Raw genomic sequence first — 17,770 nt, 5'->3', positions numbered from 1 at the left:
TGGCCTTTCTGACCTTCCGGTACGGTGAAGCTGACGCCGCTTACATGATCACTTTCACGACCGCGGTCAGTACGAGCTGGCCCAGGGCCACGGGGACGAGCACCAGCCAGCAGAGCCGTTGCAGCTGGTCTTCGCGCAGGCGGGGGTAGCTCACGCGGAACCAGATGATGACGAACGAGACCGCGAAAATCTTGACCAGCGTCCACAGCCAGCCGAGCTGGTCGGCGAACGGGCCGTGCCAGCCGCCCAGGAATAGGACGGTGGTCAGGGCGGCGATGACGACGATGCCCACGTACTCGGCGAGCAGGAAGAACGCGAACCGCAGGCCGGTGTACTCGGTCATGTAGCCGAAGACCAGCTCGGAGTCGGCGATCGGCATGTCGAACGGTGGGCGCCGGATCTCGGCCAGGCCGGCGATGAAGAAGACGAGCGCGGCCGGGGCCTGCCACAGCAGCCACCACGGGTTCCAGGCCTCGACGATGCCGGGCAGGCTCAGGGTGCCCGCCGCCATGGCGACACTGGCCGCGGCGAGCACCAGCGGAAGCTCGTACCCCAGCAGCTGAGCCGCCCCGCGCAGGCCGCCGAGCAGGCTGTATTTGTTGGCGGAGGCCCAGGCCGACATGAGCACGGCCAGCACGCCGACGCCGAGCACGGCCAGCACGAAGAAGAGCCCGACGTCGAGCGCCTGGGCGACCAGGCCGTTGGGCCCGAGCGGGATGGCCAGCAGAACCAGCAAGTACGGAAACAAGGCGACGATCGGGGCCAGCCGGAACACCCGCCGGTCCGCCTCACCAGGTGCAACGTCTTCCTTCTGTACGAACTTGACCCCGTCCGCCACGAGCTGGGCCCAGCCGTGGAACGCACCGGCGTACATCGGGCCGAGCCGCCCCTGCATGTGCGCCATCACCTTGTGCTCGGCCTGCCCCACCACAAGCGGCAGCACGAGGAAGGCCACCACGACGGCCACCACCCGCACGATCAGCTCAAGCCAGATCGGCATCAGGCGCCGCCCTCTTCGGCAGCCGGGTCACCGGCAGGGCCGCCGGCCGGGCGATCAGTCGCGGCGCCGCCGACCGGGCGCTCGGTCGTAGCGTCACGCGCCGGGCGCTCGGTCGCAGCACCATCGGCCGGGCGATCAAGCGCGGCTCCGCCAGCCGGGGGCTCGCTCGCGGCGTCAGGCGCCGGGCGCTCAGTCGCAGCGCTATCGGCCGGGCGATTGAGCGCGGCGCCGCCGGCCGGGCGTTCGGTCGCAGCATCACGGGCCGGGCGTTCGGCTGCAGGGCCTCGCGCTGGGCGGTCTGCTGCGGTGCGGCGGGCCGGGCGGTCGGGTGCGGCGCCGCCGCCGCGGGTCGGGCGGGCTGAGGCGGGCGGGGCCTGGCCGGCCTTGGGGCCCCACTCGTTCGGGTCGGGGACGCCGGGCGGGCGCATGGGCGCGCGCTTCGCCGTGCCGGCCTCGGACTCGCCGGGCTCTTTGGCGCCGGGCCAGGCCTTGGCCACGCGGGAGGCCAGCACGAACTCTTTGCGCAGCGGATGGCCCTCGAAGCCGGGCGGCAGCAGCAGCGGCCGCAGGTCGGGGTGCCGGGCGAAGGTGATGCCGAACATCTCGTACGTCTCACGCTCGTGCCAGGCGGCGCCGGGGAACAGCTCGACCACCGACTCGATCACCGGGTTGTCGCGGGGAACGAGCGTGCGCAGCAGCAGCGCGTGCCGGCGGCGGGTGGAGTAGATGTGGGCCACCACCCGGAAACCCTCGTCGAGCTCGTCGACGGCCGACAGCCAGTCGAAGTAGTCGCAGCCGAGCGCCCCGTTGTGCTTTGCCGTGCCGATGGTTTCCCACCATCGGGCGACCGGGACGTCGACCACGGCCCGCTCGTGCCCAGGGCCGCCGCCCGAGAGGCCGGCCACGATCTCACCCGGCGGCGCGTCCGGGGAGTCGTCCGTCAGCAGCGCCACCAGGCGCTCGCCGACCTCTTCAGGCGTCATGGCCTCATCCTATGATCCGGCCCACCGCCCGAGAGGGCCGCGCTGCTTCAAAAGGCGGTCGGTTCACAGTCCCGGCAGGCGGCCGTTGCGGAAGACGTCGACGAAGTCCTGGTGGTCCTCGCGGGCCTGGTCGCCGTAGCGGTGGGCGAACTCGACCAGGTGCTGCACGAAGCCCGTCTCGTCCTTGTCGACCTCGGCGACGATGGACTCCTCGGTGGAGAAGTCGACCAGGTCGTGGCTGGATTCGTCGTCGGCCACCGAGTGCATGCGGGCCACGGCCCGGCCCAGGTCGGCGATGACGCCGCGCAGCTCGTCGGGCTCGTTGACGTCCGACCAGTCCAGGTCGGCGGCGTACGGCGAGACCTCGGCGACCAGCTGGCCGACACCCTCCAGAGTGGTGTAGCCGACCCACGAGTCGGCGTGGGCCTGCAGCGCGTGCTGCGACTCGGCCGTGCGGTGGCCCTGATGCTGGAAGTAGGACCGCACCCGGTCGTCGTCGATCCAGCGGGCCACGGCCGGCACCTGGGCCTGCTTCATGTAGATGATGACGTCGTTCTCGAGCGCCTGGGTGTGCCCCTCGAGCAGCAGGTTGTAGGACGGCAGGCCGGCCGACCCGATGCCGACACCCTTGCGCAGCTTGATGTCTTTGATGTTGGTCGCCCCGGGGCGGGTGGCCGCGGGCAGCGTCTCGAGGTAGCGCCCGAACGCCTCGTGAACCGCCGCGCCGGTGGCCTCGTCGACCTCGAAGACGCCGTCGGCCAGCGCGAAGCGCCGCTCGTAGTCGTCGATCGTGGTCTGCGAGTTGAGCAGGTCGATGCGGGTGTTGAGCCGCGCCTGCTGCAGCACGCGGCGCAGCACACCGGTCGCGTTGTCCAGGGTGATCGAGCCGATCGCATCGTCGCCGCCGTGCGCGATGGCCCGCAGCTCGGTCAGGTAGGACCGGGCGAACTCGGTGACCAGTGTCGAGATGTCGTCGTCGGAGAGGGCCTTCTGGTAGCCGATCAGCGCCAGGCTGGCCGAGAACCGCTTGAGGTCCCACGAGAACGGCCCGACGTACGCCTCGTCGAAGTCGTTCACGTTGAACACGAGCTGCCCGGACGAGTTCATGTAGGTGCCGAAGTTCTCGGCGTGCAGGTCGCCGTGGATCCACACCCGGCTGGTCCGATCGTCGAGGAAGCTCGAGTCGGCGTAGGCGTCGGTGAGGTCGGCGTAGAAGAGAGACGCGCTGCCGCGGTAGAACGCGAACGGCGACGCGGCCATCTTGCGGAACTTGCGCCGGAAGGCGGCCGGATCGACGGCGATCAGTTCGCCGAATTCCCTGCTCAGAACGTCGATGATGAAGTCGGCCCGCGACTGATCGCTCATGGTGCGGACACTAGTCCCCACTTGCCACCGGCGGGGCCACCCTGGGCGCGGTGAGTGCCGCCGCGTCGCGGCCCGCGGCCAGCGGGTCGGGCCGCGAGACGCCGCCCGGGCCGGCCTGCTCGGCGGCGATCTTCTCTTGCAGGCGCAGGATGCCGTGCAGCAACGCCTCGGGCCGGGGCGGGCAGCCGGGCACGTAGACGTCGACCGGGATGATCTGGTCGACGCCCTTGGTCACCGAGTACGAATCCCAGTAGGGGCCGCCGCAGTTCGCGCAGGAGCCGAACGAGATGACGTATTTCGGCTCGGGCATCTGGTCGTATAGCCGCTTGATGGCCGGGGCCATCTTGTCGGTGACCGTGCCCGAGACGACCATGAGGTCGGCCTGGCGCGGACCGTGCGCGAACGGGATGACCCCCATGCGCATGAAGTCGTGCCGGCTCATGCTGGACGCGATGAACTCGATAGCGCAGCACGCCAGCCCGAAGTTGAACACCCAGAGCGAGTAGCGCCGACCCCAGTTCAGCACGAACTTGATGGGTTCCCCGAGCACTCCTGGCAGACCGGCCACGACGTCAACCTACTCCGCGTCCGGCGCCGGCGTGCCCGCGGATCGCGGCCGGTGCAGCGGATGACCGAAGAAGGGACTGCCCGGCGCGGGCGCGGCCGACGCGGCCGGCGTCGGCGCAGCGGGCGTGACCGGCTCCGGCGCAGCGGGCGCGGCCGGCGCTGACCCAGCGGGCGCAGCTGAGGCGCCCGGCGTCGGCGCAGCGGGCGTGACCGGTTCCGACGCAGCTGGCACAGCGGTAAACGGCGCGGGGCGCTGCAGCAGGCTCAGGAAGCCGGTGAGCAGCGCCTCGCGCAGCGCGGGCGGAGCCACGTTGAGCAGCGAGTTCACCGCGGCCATGCGGGTGAAGTCGCCCGCGCCCAGGCCCAGGCCGTCGGCGAGGCCGCCGATCAGTTCGGGGGTCACCATCTCGGGAGTGAGCGCGGCCGCCGCCTCGAGCAGCGGAGGCGGGATGTCGGCCGGGCCCGACGCCTGAGCCGCGGACACCGCGGCGGCCAGGTCGGCCGCGAACTCGGCGGCGGTGGCGGCCACCGAGGCGGTGACCGTGAGGTGGATGGTGGCGGGCATCTGGTCGAACGCCATCTGGGGCTGGGTGTGCCAGCCGCGGGCGGCCAGCTCGTCGGCCAGGACGAACAGGTCGACGCCCTCGGAGGCCAGGCAGACGACGCTGGTCTCGGGCGGGGCGAACAGCCGCACGCCCTCGGTGGCGCGCACCGCCTCGGCCAGGACGGACACGGCCTCGCGGGTGCGGGCGGCGAGCTCGAGATAGCCCGCGTCGCCGATGTGGCGCAGCGTGGCCGCGGCCGCGGCGATCGGGCCGCCGGACCGGGTGGACGAGATGACCGGGTTGATCATGGTGTAGCCGGGCCAGCCGGCGTAGGCGAAGTATTGCGGCAGGCGCAGGGCCTCGTCGCGGTGCAGCAGGATCGAGACACCCTTCGGCGCGTACGCGTACTTGTGCAGGTCGACCGAGATGCTGGTTACCCCGGGCACGGAGAGATCGAAGGGCGGCAGGTCGGCGCCGAGGCGGCGCAGGTAGGGCAGGACCCAGCCGCCGAAGCAGGCGTCGACGTGGAACCGGACGCCCCGCTCGGCCGCGAGCGCCGCCAGCTCGGGAATCGGGTCGACCACGCCGTGGGCGTAGGAGGGCGCGGAGGCGGCCACCAGCACGGTCTCGGGGGTGATGGCCGCGGCCATGGCAGCCGGGTCGGCCCGCAGGTCGGCGCCGACCGGAACCACGTCGAGGGCGACGCGCAGATAGTGCGCGGCTTTGGCGAAGGCGGCGTGCGCAGTCGAGGGGATCACCAGGCGGGGGACGGCCAGATCGGGCCGGGAGTCGCGGGCGGCCTTCACCGCGAGGATGAGCGATTCGGTGCCGCCGCTGGTGACGCTGCCGACCGTACCCTCGCCACCGCCGAGCAGCCGGGCCGCGGCGCCGACCAGAGCATTCTCCATCGCCAGGAGGGAGGGGAACGCCGTCGGGTCGAGGCCGTTGACGTGGGCGGAGATCGCGTAGGCGGCCCGGGCCAGCTCGTCGAGACCGTCGAGCGCGGGGTCGTAGACGTAGGCGAACAGCCGGCCGCCGTGCGTGGGCAGATCGGCGGACCGCAGCCCCCGCAGCTCGGCAAGGATCTGGTCACCCGGAACGCCCTGTGCGGGCAGCGCCTCGAACATGCGAGAAACCTAGCTGACCTTGCCGGGGGCGGGGACCGACGAAGGTACTGGGTCGGGGCAGTACCGATGGCGCTATCGGGTGACGTCCCGATAGGCGCGTAATAGGACGACCGCGGAGCCGACCAGCACGGCCGGCAGCACGGTGAAGCCGAGCAGCACGCCGAGCCGCGCGGTGTCGTCCTGGGTGGCGGCCTCACCGGTCGACGACGAGACGTACCCGAAGATCTGGAGGACCAATGCGTAAAGACCGGGGCCGAGCGCCAGCCCGAGCGTCTCCCCCGCCGTCCACAGACCGGTGAAGACGCCGGCCTGGCGGCGGCCCGTCCGCTCGGTGTCGTAGGCGATGCAGTCCGGCAGCATCGCCATCGCGAAGACCTGCTGGCCGGCATAGCCGACGCCGATCACCGCCACGAGCAGATAGACGGCGACCGGGGGCAGAGCCGGTGCGGCCAGCAGAGCGAGGGCGCCGGCCGCGAAGAGCAGCGAACCGGCGGCCAGCGAGCCGGGCTTGCCGACGCGGTGGCCGACACGGCTCCACAGTGGCATGACCAGCAGGGCCGGCCCGACGAAGGCGGCGAAGAGGAAGGTGGCGCCCGACTCACGTCCGACGACGTGGTCGGCGAAGTACTGGACGCCGGCGAGCATCGTGCCGATGCCGACGGCCTGGATGATCCAGAGGAGCAGCAGTGCCCGGAAAGGACCGTTGGCCACCGCGACCCGCAGCTGAGTCCGCAGGTCGGGCTCCACCGCCTCGACCGAGCGCGAGTCGGCCGAGCGCGTGCCGAAATAGACGCCGAGCGTGCCCACCACGATGAGCGCGCCGACAAAGACGCCGGACCAGCGGTGGCCGGCCAGGCCGCCGCCGGTCTGCTCGACGACCAGCGGGGCGAGCGCGCCCGAGATGAGGATGGCCAGCGCCAGCACGGCCACCCGCCAGGTCATCAGGCGCGTGCGCTCCGCGTAACCGTCGGTCAGCTCGGCCGGCATCGCGACGTAGGGCACCTGGAAGAACGCGTACGCGGTGGCGGCGGCCAGGAAGGCGAGGGCGACATAGGCGCCCGCGCCGGCGCCGCTGCCCACCGGCCCGGCGAAGATCGCGGCGAAGAGAACGGCCAGCAGCAGACCGGCGACGAGCAGAAAGGGGCGCCGGTCGCCGCGACGGTCCGAGATCCGGCCCGCGACAGGGTTGACCAGCACGTCCCAGGCTTTCGGTAGCAGCACGAGCAGGCCCGCCACGCCCGCCGCCACACCTAACGTATCGGTCAGATAGGGCAGCAAGAGCAATCCCGGCACGGTGCCGAAGGCGCCCGTGACCAGCGAACCCAGGGAATATCCCGCCAAAACACGACGTGGCAGGGCGGCCGCCGCCCGTACGCCGGGAGAGGGATCAGCGGTCGTCATGAACGCGGATGGTAACCATGATCTTGGGTTGACGCCTACGCTTCGCCAGATGAAAAAGGTTGCGGCCGGGGTCGCCGCCAGCCACCCGGCCACGGCCGAGGCGGGGCTGCGAGTCCTGCGGGACGGAGGCACGGCGGCGGATGCGGCCGTCGCGGCAGTGCTGGCTTGCTGTGCCGCCGAGACGATCTACACCGGACTGGGTGGCGGCGGGTTCGCGACGTACTTCGACGCGGGCACCGGCCGGGCCACCTGTCTCGACTTCTTCGTCTCGGTGCCGGGCACCGACGGTGATCTCGAGGCAGGACCGATGGTGGCGGTGGACGTCTTCTTCGGGGGCATGCCGCAGGTCTATTCGATCGGCGGGGCCAGCGTCGCGGTGCCGGGGGTGCCGGCCGGCTGCGGCGAGGTGCACCGGCGCTGGGGGCGGCTGCCGTGGGCGGAGGTCGTGCGGCCGGCGATCGAACTGGCGGCGGGGGGCGTCGCGGTGCCGGCCGCGCACGCGCAGACGCTCGACTCGTGCGCGCCGGCGCTGGCGTGGGGCGAGGGCGCGTCGGTTTATACGCCCAATGGGCGCCGGCTCCAGGGCGGCGACCTGCTGTTCCACGATGGACTCGATCGGGCGCTGACCATGCTGGCCGAGGCTGGGCCGCAAGTTTTCTACACCGGTGAGCTGGCCACGATCATGGTCGACGCGGTCCGGACCGCCGGGGGTTGCCTCGGGCCGCAGGATCTGGCCGGCTACCGGGTGCTCGAGACCCCGGTCGACCACGCGACGCTGGCCGGGCACCGGGTGCTGGCGCGGCACGACCTCAACCGCACGGTGGACACGATCGCCGGGCTGCCGGGCGACCTGTCCCGGCCGGGCCGGGTGCTCGGGGTGGCCGAGGCCCTGCGCGACCAGGGGCGGCAGAAGATCGGGGACACCACTAACGTCTCGGTTGTCGACTCGGACGGGAATGCGTGTGTGATCACGACGACCCTCGGCCTGGGCTCGGGGGTCTGGCTGCCCGGGCTCGGCATCAACCTCAACTCGATGCTGGGCGAGGGTGAGCTGGTCACTGACGACATGGTGCCCGGTCGGCGGATGTCGTCGAACATGTGCCCGCTGGTGGTGATCTCGCCCGAGGGCGAGCTCGCGGTGGCGGCCGGGTCGGCCGGGGCCAGCCGGATCCGCACCGCGCTGGTCGACACGCTGCTCGGGGTGCTGGCCGACGGGCTCGACATGACCAAGGCGATCGGGCGTCCCCGCTTCCATGTCGTGGGCGACACGGTGCACGTCGAGCCCGGCTACCCCCGGGACGAGCTGGGCGCGCTGGCCGCGGCCGGGTGGCAGATCAACCAGTGGCCGGGGCTCAATCACTACTTCGGCGGGGTCACAGCGGTCGGTCAGGCCGGCGCGGCGGGCGATCCCCGCCGCGACGGCGTCGGCCTGCTTCTCTGAGGCGACAAGCGCGGCGCGGGAAAAGCGGCGCGGGAGAGTGCGGCGCGGGAAAGCCCGGCGCGGAAGAGTGCGGCGCGGGAAAGCCCGGCGCGGGAAAACGCGGCGCGGGAAAACGCGGCGCGGGAAAACGCGGCGCGGGAAAACGCGGCGCGGGAAAACGCGGCGCGAGGCGGCGCCACGTGTGGCGTGCCTCGCGCGAACGACCGGATGTCACATGGTGCGGTTGGCGATGGCCTTGGCGTCCTCGGCGGTCTCGCGGATGCCGACCTCGATGTTGGTGGGGGCCAGGCCGAAGGTCTGCTCGGTGTGCGAACTGTCCAGGTGGAACGGGCCGTAGAACTGGTAGTCCATCTCGGCCAGCTCACGCGACATCGGGTGGACCAGGCCGGCCGTGTGCATCACGAAGCGCGGCAGTTTGTGGATCTTCACCGGCGGCTGGCCGGTGAGCGCGCAGTAGCGGTCGGCCAGCGAACGGATGGTGATGGCGGGAGCGGTCGGCGTGTGCCAGGCCTTGCCCCAGGCCCGCTCGTCGTGGGACAGCGCGACCATTGTGCGGGCCTGGTCGCCCACATAGGTGAAGCTGTGCGGCAGATCCGGGTCGCCGGGCGCCCAGGCGGCCCGGCCGGAGTTGATCGCGGGCAGCAGCACCGACGAGAAGACTCCCACCGCGCCCGCGCCGACGTAATCCGACCCTCGCACCTCCACCGTGCGCACCCCGCTGGCCAGCGCGTCCTGCCACATCTTGATGCGCACCTTGCCCTTGCGGCCGACGGCGGCCATGGGCGTGTTCTCGGCCATGTGCCCGCCGGGCTGCGGCCCGTACACATAGAGGTTGCCGGTGATGACGTACACCGCGCCGGCCGCCTTGGCCGCGGCGATCATGGCGTTGTTCATCGGGAACCAGAGCTTTTCCCACTCCGTGTACTTCGGGTTGGCGCAGTTGTAGATGGTCGCGGCGTCCTGGCTGAGCTCGGTGAGGCGCCGGGCATCGGAGGCGTCGGCCGCGACCCGCTCGATCAGCGGGTGCGCCGGGCCGCCACCGCTGCGGGTGACCATGCGGACCCGCTCGCCCCGCTCGGCGAGGAGGCGGGCGATCGTGGAACCGATCGGGCCGGAGCCGACGACAACGTGGTTCGACATTGCTGTTCTCCTTTGCGAGCAGTGCTCTCTAACAAGAACAACGATTACACGCGGCCGAGCGAAAAGCAAGAGCAGTGCTCTCGTTGTGGCACACTGGTCTCCATGAGCGCTTCCGGAGTGCGGGCCCGCGTGCGGGCCGAGATGACCGAAGAGATCAAGGCCGTGGCCCGCCGCCACCTCGCCACCGACGGGGCCAACCTGTCGCTGCGCGCGGTCGCGCGAGACCTGGGCATGGCCTCGTCGGCCGTCTACCGCTACTTCGCGAGCCGCGACGAGCTGCTGACCGCGCTGATCATCGACGCCTACAACTCGGTGGGCGAGACGGCGGAGCGGGCCGCGACCGGCGACAGCGCGCTCGACCGCTTCCTGTCGCTGACTCATGCCGTACGCGATTGGGCCTTGGCCGACCCGCACCAATGGGCGTTGATCTACGGCAGCCCGGTGCCCGGCTACGAGGCGCCGCAGGACACGATCGGGCCGGCCACCCGAGTGGTTCTGCTGATCGCGGCCGTGGTCCGCGACGCGTACCAGAACGGCGAGATCGAAGATCGGGAACCGATCACCGGCCGGTACGCCGAGGAGCTGGCCGCCGTCGGCGAGAGGTTCACCCCGGGCGCGCCGCCGCGGCTGGTCGGCGCGGCCATGTCGGCCTTCATCCACCTGAGCGGCGCGGTCAGCGCGGAGCTGTTCGGCCAGCTCAAGAACTCGGTCGACGAGGATCGGCGCGGCTTCTTCGAGTTCCAGATGCGCGGCGCCGCCCACCTCATCGGGCTGCGATGACCGCCCGCAGAACATGGCCGCCGGGCGTGTCCGGCGGAACGTCGGTGCGGCCGAAGAACGTGGCCGCCAGCTGGGACGGGCCCAGGTCTTCGATCTCGGTGAACCCCAGCTCGGCCAGCTGGGCGGCGATCTCGTACGGCTCGAAATAGGTCAGCCAGGGCTCGCCCAGCTTGGCCACCCGCGCGGCCCGCGCCTCGAGCATTTCCCGCCGGGCCGCCGCCATCCGTTCCGGCGACTGCGCATAGTCGAAGACGACCTCGTTGCCGGGACGGGAGGCGACCACCCGCAACGTCGCGCTGAAGCCCTCGGCCGTCAGGTACGGCACCACGCCGAGCCAGAGGAAGAAGGCCGGACCGTCCAGCTCGAGGCGGTCGGCCAGCGACTCCCGCTCGAAGTCGACACCCAGGTAGGTCACCGACGAAGGCGCCGGAATGCCCGATTCCTCGAGCCGCGCCCGCTTCCAGGCCTGCGTGTCCGGGTGGTCGACCTCGGTCACCCGCAGGCCCGGATGCGGGTTGCGGTAGGCGAAGGTGTCCAGGCCCGCGCCCAGTACGACTAGGTGGCGGACGCCCCGGGCCACCGCCGCGGCCAGCGCGTCCTCGGCGAAGCGGTGGCGGGCCGCGATGAACACGCGCATCGCCCGCCGGGGCGCGTCGGCGAGCAGCTGCTCCTCAGGCAGGCCGATGATGCGTACGGCCAAGGGGTCGGTGAAGATCTTGCCGTTCTCGACGACTTGGTGCGCCGCGCGATAACGGGCCGCGCTCATCGCCGTACGGCTGGGTTCACCGGACCTCATTCGGGCCGCCACGAGGCGAGGGCCATGTTCACGTGCTCCCCCTTCAGCGGAACGCCCTCGGACAGTAGCCGCTGACGCGCCTCCTGCTCGTGCCCGGGTGGCATGCGGCCGGCGCTGGTCACGACCCGGTGCCAGGGCACCCCGCCGCCGTGCCGGGCCATGATCGAGCCGACCAGCCGGGAGGAGTTGCGACCCGAGCGCTCGGCCAGGGCGTCGGCCACCGCGCCGTACGACATGACTTTGCCTTCGGGGATCCGCTCAACGAGTGAAAGCACCTCTTCGACGTACTCCTGCGGTGTCACCCGGGCCACGATATGGGATCTCGGCCCGGGTCCGCCGGGACGGCCGAGCACAATTGGCCGGTGCGCGAACTGGTGACCGGTGCGCGCCGGATCGTGGTCAAGGTGGGCTCGTCCTCGCTGACCACGGCCTCCGGCGGAATCGACGATCAACGCGTCGACAATCTCGTCGACGTGCTGGGCGGGCTCGCCTCGGGCGGGCGTGAGGTGGTGCTGGTGTCCAGCGGCGCGATCGCCGCCGGCCTGGCCCCGCTGAACCTGCCGCGCCGGCCGCGCGACCTGGCCACTCAGCAGGCGGCCGCCTCGGTCGGGCAGGGGCTGCTCATCGGGCGCTACGCGGCCGGCCTGGCCCGGCACGGCCTGACGGTGGGCCAGGTCCTGCTCACCGTCGACGACGTGACCCGCCGCACGCACTACCGCAACGCCTACCGCACGCTGCGCAAACTGCTCGATCTGGGCGCGCTGCCGATCGTGAACGAGAACGACACGGTCGCCACCGAAGAGATCCGCTTCGGCGACAACGACCGCCTCGCCGCCCTGGTCGCCGCCCTGGTGCAGGCCGACCTGCTCGTGCTGCTGTCCGACGTCGACGCCCTCTACACCGGCAGCCCGGCCGATCCGTCGTCGCGCCGCATCGCGTACGTGGAAAGCGACGAGGACCTCGAGGGCATCAACATCGCCACGCCGAGCAAGTCCAAGGTCGGCACGGGCGGCATGGTGACCAAGGTCGAGGCGGCCCGCATAGCGACCGGTTTCGGCATTCCGGTCGTGCTCACCGCCGCTCCCCTGGCCGGTCCGGCGCTGGCCGGCGACGAGGTCGGCACGTTTTTCCGCGCGGCCGAGCACCGCCCGACGGCCCGGCTCTTCTGGCTCGCGCACGCCACGGCGCCGCGGGGCCGGCTGCACCTCGACCCGGGCGCGGTGACCGCGGTGGTCGCGCGTCGCAAGTCGCTGCTGCCGGCGGGCATCACCGCGGTCGACGGCTCGTTCGCCGCCGGTGACGCTGTCGACCTGGTCGATGCCGGGTCGGGCGCGCCGGTCGCGCGCGGCCTGGTCAATTACGACGCGGTGGAACTGCCCGCGCTGCTCGGCCGCTCCACCCCCGACTTGGCCGCCGAACTCGGCCCGGGATATGAACGTGAGGTCGTTCACCGCGACGACCTCGTCCTCCTTTAAATCAAACCCAATTAGGGGTACGCCATGACGACCGTCCTGCAGCAGGCCGCCGACGCACGCGTGGCCGCCATCGACCTCGCCGCCACCACCCGGGCCGAGAAAGACCGCGCCCTGCTGCTGATGGCCGACCGCCTGGTCGAGCGCTCGGCCGACATCGTCGCCGCCAACGAGGTCGACGTGACCAACGGCCGCACGGGCGGCCTGTCCGAGGCGATGATCGACCGGCTCACGCTCACCCCGGCCCGGGTCGAGGCGATGGCCGAGGGACTGCGGGAACTGGCCGCGCTGCCCGACCCGGTGGGCGACGTGGTGCGCGGCTCGACGCTGGCCAACGGGCTCGAGCTGCGTCAGGTGCGGGTGCCGTTCGGCGTGGTCGGCATCATCTACGAGGGCCGGCCCAACGTGACCGCCGACGCCGCCGGCATCTGCCTGAAGTCGGGCAACGCGGTGCTGCTGCGCGGCTCGGGCTCGGCGCTGAGCTCGAACGCGGCGATCGTCTCGGTGCTGCGCAAGGCGGTGGCCGACAGCGGGCTGCCGGCCGACACCATCCAGCTGCTGGACGCCACGAGCCGCGACTCGGTCAAGGAGCTCATGCGGGCCCGCGGGCTGGTCGACGTGCTGATCCCGCGGGGCGGGGCCTCACTGATCAAGACCGTGGTCGAGGAGTCGACCGTGCCGGTGATCGAGACCGGCGTCGGCAACTGTCACGTCTATGTGGACGAAGCCGCCGACCTCGAGAAGGCGCTGGCCGTCGCGGTCAACTCGAAGACGCAGCGGCTGTCCACTTGCAACACTGCCGAATCGCTGCTGGTGCACGCGGCCATCGCCGACCGGTTCCTGCCGCTGGTGCTGCCCGAGCTGGCCGAGGCCGGGATCACCGTGCACGGCGACCCGCAGGTGGCGGCATACGACTCGGCGGTCGTGCCGGCCACCGACGAGGACTGGGGCAAGGAGTATCTGTCGGCTGACCTCGCGGTGGCGGTCGTCGACTCGCTGGACGACGCGGTCGACCACATCCGCCGCTACGGCACCGGCCACACCGAGGCCATCGTCAGCGAGTCGGTGACGGCGACGCGGCGCTTCACGGCCCGGGTCGACGCGGCCGCGGTGATGATCAATGCGTCGACCCGGTTCACCGACGGCGGCGAGTTCGGGTTCGGGGCCGAGATCGGCATCAGCACCCAGAAGCTGCACGCCCGGGGGCCGATGGGCCTGCCCGAGCTGACCTCGACCAAGTACGTCGTGACGGGCAACGGCCACATTCGACGGTGAGCCCTCAGGCCGCGTCCGAAGCCTCGGAGGCGGCAGGAGACGAGGAAGCTGCCGAAGACGGGGAAGCGGCCGGCGACGGCGAAGAGGTGGGGGCCGGCGCCTCCGTGAGCTCGGCGGACGGTGCCGTGCTCGCGGTGGGCGCCGGCCCGACCGGCTCCGATGACGGCGCCGGGCCGGACGGCGACGGCTTCGAAACCGGGTAGGACGGAGCTGGGGTGGCCGGTTCGGTCGGCTTGGTCGGCACCGGGGTGGCTGGCTCGGTCGGCGCGGACGGGACCGGTGGCGGGGTCGGCGACGTCGAAGGGGCCGGTGTAGTGGGGGCCGGCTTGGTCGGCGCCGGGGAGGCCGGCGGCGGCGCGACGGCGGGCCGGGCGATCGTCGTGGGCGCGGCAACGCCCGGGGCGGAACGCCAGGAATCACCGACCAGCGCCGTCACCTCATACGCCCAATGCCCGGGCGGAACGCTGCCCTCGGTGCACCGGGTCGTGGTGCGCAGGCCCGAACAACCCCGCTCGGCGGCGACGGTTTCCCCGGTGAGGGCGTTGCTGCGGAGCAGGCGATAGCCGCGCACGGCCACGCCCGACGCCGCCTTCAACGCGGGCCAGTCGACGGTCACTGACGAGCCGTGCGCCGTGACCGAAGGCATGCCCACGGCCGGCAGTTCACCGGCCCGAGCTCCGGCGATGGCTGTGCCGGCATCCGCGTCCCAGGCCGCGAACGCAGCCGCGGGACTCGCGAACAGGGTGGCCGCGACCAGGCCGGCGGTGGTGACGGCGTACGCGGAGCCTCGCAGTCTCATGACAATTCCTCAGCGGGGAAAGACGGGCCGGGCACGGCGAACGCGGGAGTGGGGCGGACGCGGTGAACGTGCGAGCGGGGCGGCACGGCGAACGCGGGAGTAGGGCGGCACGGCGAACGCGGAATCGGTGCGGGCATCGCGAAAGCAGAAGCGGGGCCGGGCACGGCATTGCCGCGCCCGGCCGGGCGAATCTCAGATCAGCTGGCGTTGCTCTCGCCGGTCGCCTTGACCTTGATGCTGAAGACGGCGCCCTGGCAGCCGTTCTCCGAGTTGTTGATCATGCGGACCGACTTCGGCAGCGTGAACGTCTTGGTCTCGCCGGCGCCCAGGTCCAGCTCGAGGCCGCCGAGAAGGCCGTTGGTGCCGACCGGTCCGGCGCTGAAGTCACCGAAGTAGACACCCGTGTTGTTGCAGGTCGAGCCGGGCTGCACGTGCGCGGCCTGGACGCCGTCCGACGGGGTCCACTTCAGAGTGTCGACGCGGACCGGGTACGGGTTGGGGTTCTCGATCTTGATCGAGGAGTCCCCGGTGACGCCCGGGTAGAGCGTGGCCGTGGTCTGGGCCTCGTGGATCACGAGCTCCTTGGCCGTGCCGGCCTCGGCGTAGGCGTTGCCCGAGCCGTTGGCGAGCCACGAGGCCCAGGCGGCACTGGCCACGCCGGTCACGGCGAGGGCGGAGACGATGACGACGGCACGCTTGACGGACTTACGCATGGTGGCGCTCCTGACGAAGTGGACACAGGGGGGCGCCGGTTTCGCCACTGACTCCCCGCCGGACTGTGGCGACCAACCTTCATCGCCCAGCGGATCCTCGCCTCGCCTGGACATACTGTGCCGGAGCTGCGCCCCGGCCCTCTACCGCCTTTGTTACATACGGTGACGTCGGCCGTGTAGCCGAACGGTAGCCGATCGGCCTGTTTCGGGTGCAAATAGGTTGCAGCCGTTGACGCGGCTCACCGTGCGTGATGGTCAGCGGCAGGCGCGCAGCACGGTCAGGGTGGTGTTGACGTCGAAGATCGGGCCCTCGGCGCTGTCCCAGCCGCCGTCGGTGCGCTGGGTCTCGCCGAGCCGCTTGCGGGCGCTCTGCAGCAGCCAGTCGTCGCCCAGGTTGACCCGGCGCAGGGCGGCCGCCATCGAGGCCACGTCGGCCGGCGCCATGTCGGGCAGCCGGTCGCCCAGCACGAGCTGCACCCGCGCCGACTCGTAGAAGTACTGCTGGCCGTAGAGCAGGCCGGCCGCGTGCCAGCCCGCCGCCAGGAAGGACGGCCAGGTGCCGTCGGGCCGCAGCTGGTTGGCCACCCAGGTGGCGGCGGCGCCGAGCGTGCGGCCGTGCCGGGCCGGGACGTCGAAGTGGGGATGTGCCTCGTACTCGGCGAGCGTCATCCAGAAGCCGGCGATCGTGGTGAGGTAAAGCGTGGCCTCGGGATCGCCGGGCATGGCCCACGCGGGCGCCTCGGCCGCCAGTTCCTCGGCCTCTTGCCAGGTGCCGTCGGGCCGCTGGACGGTCGCCAGCCAGCTCAGCGCCCGGTCGACCGGCTCGCCGTGCAGGCCGCCCAGGTCGTCGAGCTCGTTGAGCCGGAAGCAGGTGGCGTCGATCGAACTGACCGCGCCGTCGGTCGAGGCGGGCCAGCCGCCGGCCTCGGTCTGCCCCTCGACGATGCGGTCGAGCACGTGCGGATCGGGGCGCTGACCGGTGCGCAGGTAAGAGAGACGCGCGCGCTCGACCGGGTCGCCGTGAGCGACGACGTAACCGATCGCAGCGTCGATGTCTACCACTCCCGTGACGCTACAACCCGTACCTGTATTTCGCTGCGCCGTCTCACCGTCACGCTAGGAAACCGCCCTCGCGATTCCCTAGCGTGATCAGGCGATTACACCTCAGTACGACGGCTGCGACGGGTCGACCGTGTTGACCCACGAGACGATGCCGCCCTGGACATGCACGGCATCCTTGAAGCCGGCCGCCTTGAGGGCCGCCAGCGCCTCGGCCGAGCGCACGCCCGACTTGCAGTGCAGCACGATCTGCCGGTCTTGCGGGAAGCGGGACAGCGCTTCACCCGAAAGGATTTCGCCCTTGGGGATGAGCGTCGCGCCGGGGATGCGGTTGATCTCCCACTCGGCCGGCTCGCGCACATCGACCAGGAACAGGTCTTTGCCCGAATCCTGCCAGTCCTTGAGCTCGCGGGCCGTGATGGTGGCGTTCAGCGTCGCCTCTTCGGCCTCGGCCGAGACCGCGCCGCAGAAGTCCTCGTAGTCCTCGAGCAGGTCGGTGACGGTCGGGTTGTCGCCGCAGAGCGCGCAGTTGGGGTCCTTCCGCACCTTGATCTTGCGGTATTCCATCTCGAGGGCGTCGTAGACCATCAGCCGGCCCACCAGCGGCTCACCGATGCCGGTCAGCAGCTTGATCGCCTCGTTGACCTGGATCGAGCCGATCGAGGCGCACAGCACGCCCAGGACGCCGCCCTCGGCGCAGCTCGGCACCATGCCGGGCGGCGGGGGCTCGGGGTACAGGCAGCGGTAGCAGGGACCGTGCTCTTCCCAGAAGACCGAGGCCTGGCCGTCGAAGCGGTAGATCGAACCCCAGACGTACGGCTTGCCGAGCAGCACGGCGGCGTCGTTGACCATGTAACGCGTCGCGAAGTTGTCGGTGCCGTCGACGATCAGGTCGTACTGACTGAAGATCTCTTTGACGTTGTCGACGTCGAGCGCGGTGTTGTGGATGACCACGTTCACCAGCGGGTTGACCTCGGCGATGCTCGCGGCGGCGGACTCGGCCTTGGGCCGGTCGATGTCGGAGACGCCGTGGATGATCTGGCGCTGCAGGTTGGACTCGTCGACCGTGTCGAAGTCGACGATGCCCAGCGTGCCCACGCCGGCGGCGGCGAGGTAGAGCAGCGCCGGCGAACCGAGGCCGCCCGCGCCGACGACCAGAACCTTCGAGTTCTTCAGCCGCTTCTGACCGTCCATCCCGACATCCGGGATGATCAGGTGCCGCGAATAACGGCGGATCTCATCGACGGTCAGCTCTGCGGCCGGCTCGACGAGCGGGGGCAGTGCCACGTTAACTCCCCGGGTTGGCG

The 17,770-nt window shown here is 71.4% G+C and carries 15 protein-coding genes and 2 pseudogenes; 4 read left to right on the top strand and 13 right to left on the bottom strand.

Annotated features, from left to right (window positions below; translation table 11 throughout):
* Positions 1-40: 40 nt before the first annotated feature.
* From OWR29_RS07115 to OWR29_RS07090, 6 genes and pseudogenes are all read right to left on the bottom strand, one after another.
* The gene (locus tag OWR29_RS07115; RefSeq protein ID WP_267561708.1) at positions 41-1,000 is read right to left on the bottom strand and encodes a complex I subunit 1/NuoH family protein; all 960 of its coding nucleotides are present in this window, start codon (positions 998-1,000) and stop codon (positions 41-43) included.
* Positions 1,001-1,332: 332 nt separating this feature from the next.
* Positions 1,333-1,983: pseudogene (locus tag OWR29_RS48005) on the bottom strand (NADH-quinone oxidoreductase subunit C); the annotation flags it as partial.
* Between the two features lie 63 nt (positions 1,984-2,046).
* Complete coding sequence (locus OWR29_RS07105) at positions 2,047-3,348, bottom strand: DUF2252 domain-containing protein (protein ID WP_267561706.1); 1,302 nt, start codon at positions 3,346-3,348, stop codon at positions 2,047-2,049.
* A gap of 10 nt (positions 3,349-3,358) precedes the next feature.
* Entirely contained in the window at positions 3,359-3,916 is a 558-nt protein-coding gene (locus tag OWR29_RS07100; protein ID WP_324291225.1) for an NADH-quinone oxidoreductase subunit B, read from the bottom strand.
* 246 nt (positions 3,917-4,162) lie between these two features.
* Positions 4,163-5,587 (bottom strand): annotated as a pseudogene (locus OWR29_RS07095) (pyridoxal phosphate-dependent decarboxylase family protein); the annotation flags it as partial.
* A 72-nt stretch (positions 5,588-5,659) separates the two neighbouring features.
* Entirely contained in the window at positions 5,660-6,988 is a 1,329-nt protein-coding gene (locus OWR29_RS07090) for an MFS transporter (RefSeq protein WP_267561705.1), read from the bottom strand.
* Positions 6,989-7,037: 49 nt separating this feature from the next.
* Here OWR29_RS07090 and OWR29_RS07085 point away from each other — a divergent pair, with 49 nt between their 5' ends.
* Complete coding sequence (locus tag OWR29_RS07085) at positions 7,038-8,429, top strand: gamma-glutamyltransferase (protein ID WP_267561704.1); 1,392 nt, start codon at positions 7,038-7,040, stop codon at positions 8,427-8,429.
* Between the two features lie 210 nt (positions 8,430-8,639).
* Here OWR29_RS07085 and OWR29_RS07080 read toward each other — a convergent pair whose 3' ends face one another.
* Positions 8,640-9,569, bottom strand: a complete 930-nt coding sequence (locus tag OWR29_RS07080) for an NAD-dependent epimerase/dehydratase family protein (RefSeq protein WP_267561703.1) — start codon at positions 9,567-9,569, stop codon at positions 8,640-8,642.
* A gap of 102 nt (positions 9,570-9,671) precedes the next feature.
* On the opposite strand from OWR29_RS07080, the gene OWR29_RS07075 reads away from it, so the two are divergent.
* Positions 9,672-10,349, top strand: coding sequence for a TetR/AcrR family transcriptional regulator (locus OWR29_RS07075; RefSeq protein WP_267561702.1), 678 nt, complete (start codon positions 9,672-9,674; stop codon positions 10,347-10,349).
* Here OWR29_RS07075 and OWR29_RS07070 read toward each other — a convergent pair.
* Positions 10,333-11,145: a class I SAM-dependent methyltransferase gene (locus tag OWR29_RS07070; protein ID WP_267561701.1), complete on the bottom strand. Its 813-nt coding sequence runs from the start codon at positions 11,143-11,145 to the stop codon at positions 10,333-10,335. The genes OWR29_RS07075 and OWR29_RS07070 overlap by 17 nt on opposite strands.
* On the bottom strand, positions 11,142-11,447 hold the full coding sequence (locus OWR29_RS07065; protein ID WP_267561700.1) for an MGMT family protein: 306 nt from the start codon (positions 11,445-11,447) through the stop codon (positions 11,142-11,144). Before OWR29_RS07065 ends, OWR29_RS07070 begins: the two co-directional genes overlap by 4 nt.
* A 12-nt stretch (positions 11,448-11,459) precedes the next feature.
* Between OWR29_RS07065 and proB the strand changes: the two genes are divergently transcribed.
* Together proB and OWR29_RS07055 are read left to right on the top strand one after the other, a co-directional pair.
* Positions 11,460-12,620 carry a glutamate 5-kinase gene (proB, locus tag OWR29_RS07060; RefSeq protein WP_267561699.1) on the top strand — a complete coding sequence of 387 codons (1,161 nt, stop codon included), beginning with the start codon at positions 11,460-11,462 and terminating at the stop codon, positions 12,618-12,620.
* A gap of 24 nt (positions 12,621-12,644) precedes the next feature.
* Positions 12,645-13,892, top strand: a complete 1,248-nt coding sequence (locus tag OWR29_RS07055) for a glutamate-5-semialdehyde dehydrogenase (protein WP_267561698.1) — start codon at positions 12,645-12,647, stop codon at positions 13,890-13,892.
* Positions 13,893-13,896: 4 nt separating this feature from the next.
* Here the strand turns inward: OWR29_RS07055 and OWR29_RS07050 are convergent, their stop codons facing one another.
* The 4 genes from OWR29_RS07050 to moeZ all read right to left on the bottom strand — a co-directional run bounded on the left by OWR29_RS07050 (position 13,897) and on the right by moeZ (position 17,750).
* A complete protein-coding gene (locus OWR29_RS07050) occupies positions 13,897-14,691 on the bottom strand; it encodes a hypothetical protein (protein WP_267561697.1) in 795 nt (264 codons plus the stop codon).
* Between the two features lie 197 nt (positions 14,692-14,888).
* Positions 14,889-15,404 carry a hypothetical protein gene (locus OWR29_RS07045; protein WP_267561696.1) on the bottom strand — a complete coding sequence of 172 codons (516 nt, stop codon included), beginning with the start codon at positions 15,402-15,404 and terminating at the stop codon, positions 14,889-14,891.
* A gap of 255 nt (positions 15,405-15,659) precedes the next feature.
* Positions 15,660-16,466 (bottom strand): prenyltransferase/squalene oxidase repeat-containing protein, encoded by an 807-nt coding sequence (locus OWR29_RS07040; protein WP_267561695.1) that lies wholly within the window; start codon positions 16,464-16,466, stop codon positions 15,660-15,662.
* Between the two features lie 102 nt (positions 16,467-16,568).
* Entirely contained in the window at positions 16,569-17,750 is a 1,182-nt protein-coding gene (gene moeZ / locus OWR29_RS07035; protein ID WP_267561693.1) for an adenylyltransferase/sulfurtransferase MoeZ, read from the bottom strand.
* Positions 17,751-17,770: the final 20 nt, after the last annotated feature.

Origin of the sequence: Paractinoplanes pyxinae, assembly GCF_026626335.1 — a bacterium.
Classification (GTDB): Bacteria; Actinomycetota; Actinomycetes; order Mycobacteriales; family Micromonosporaceae; genus Actinoplanes; species Actinoplanes pyxinae.
The sequence above is the reverse complement of the archived record's forward strand: the minus strand, read 5'-3'. Positions and strand labels throughout refer to the sequence as shown.

Excerpts from the sequence above, each read along its gene's own strand:
- OWR29_RS07115 (WP_267561708.1), bottom strand. The coding sequence starts at position 1,000 with ATGCCGATCTGGCTTGAGCTGATCGTGCGGGTGGTGGCCGTCGTGGTG.
- OWR29_RS07105 (WP_267561706.1), bottom strand. The coding sequence starts at position 3,348 with ATGAGCGATCAGTCGCGGGCCGACTTCATCATCGACGTTCTGAGCAGG.
- OWR29_RS07090 (WP_267561705.1), bottom strand. The coding sequence starts at position 6,988 with ATGACGACCGCTGATCCCTCTCCCGGCGTACGGGCGGCGGCCGCCCTG.
- OWR29_RS07085 (WP_267561704.1), top strand. The coding sequence starts at position 7,038 with ATGAAAAAGGTTGCGGCCGGGGTCGCCGCCAGCCACCCGGCCACGGCC.
- OWR29_RS07080 (WP_267561703.1), bottom strand. The coding sequence starts at position 9,569 with ATGTCGAACCACGTTGTCGTCGGCTCCGGCCCGATCGGTTCCACGATC.
- OWR29_RS07075 (WP_267561702.1), top strand. The coding sequence starts at position 9,672 with ATGAGCGCTTCCGGAGTGCGGGCCCGCGTGCGGGCCGAGATGACCGAA.
- OWR29_RS07070 (WP_267561701.1), bottom strand. The coding sequence starts at position 11,145 with ATGAGGTCCGGTGAACCCAGCCGTACGGCGATGAGCGCGGCCCGTTAT.
- proB (WP_267561699.1), top strand. The coding sequence starts at position 11,460 with ATGGGATCTCGGCCCGGGTCCGCCGGGACGGCCGAGCACAATTGGCCG.
- OWR29_RS07055 (WP_267561698.1), top strand. The coding sequence starts at position 12,645 with ATGACGACCGTCCTGCAGCAGGCCGCCGACGCACGCGTGGCCGCCATC.
- OWR29_RS07050 (WP_267561697.1), bottom strand. The coding sequence starts at position 14,691 with ATGAGACTGCGAGGCTCCGCGTACGCCGTCACCACCGCCGGCCTGGTC.
- OWR29_RS07045 (WP_267561696.1), bottom strand. The coding sequence starts at position 15,404 with ATGCGTAAGTCCGTCAAGCGTGCCGTCGTCATCGTCTCCGCCCTCGCC.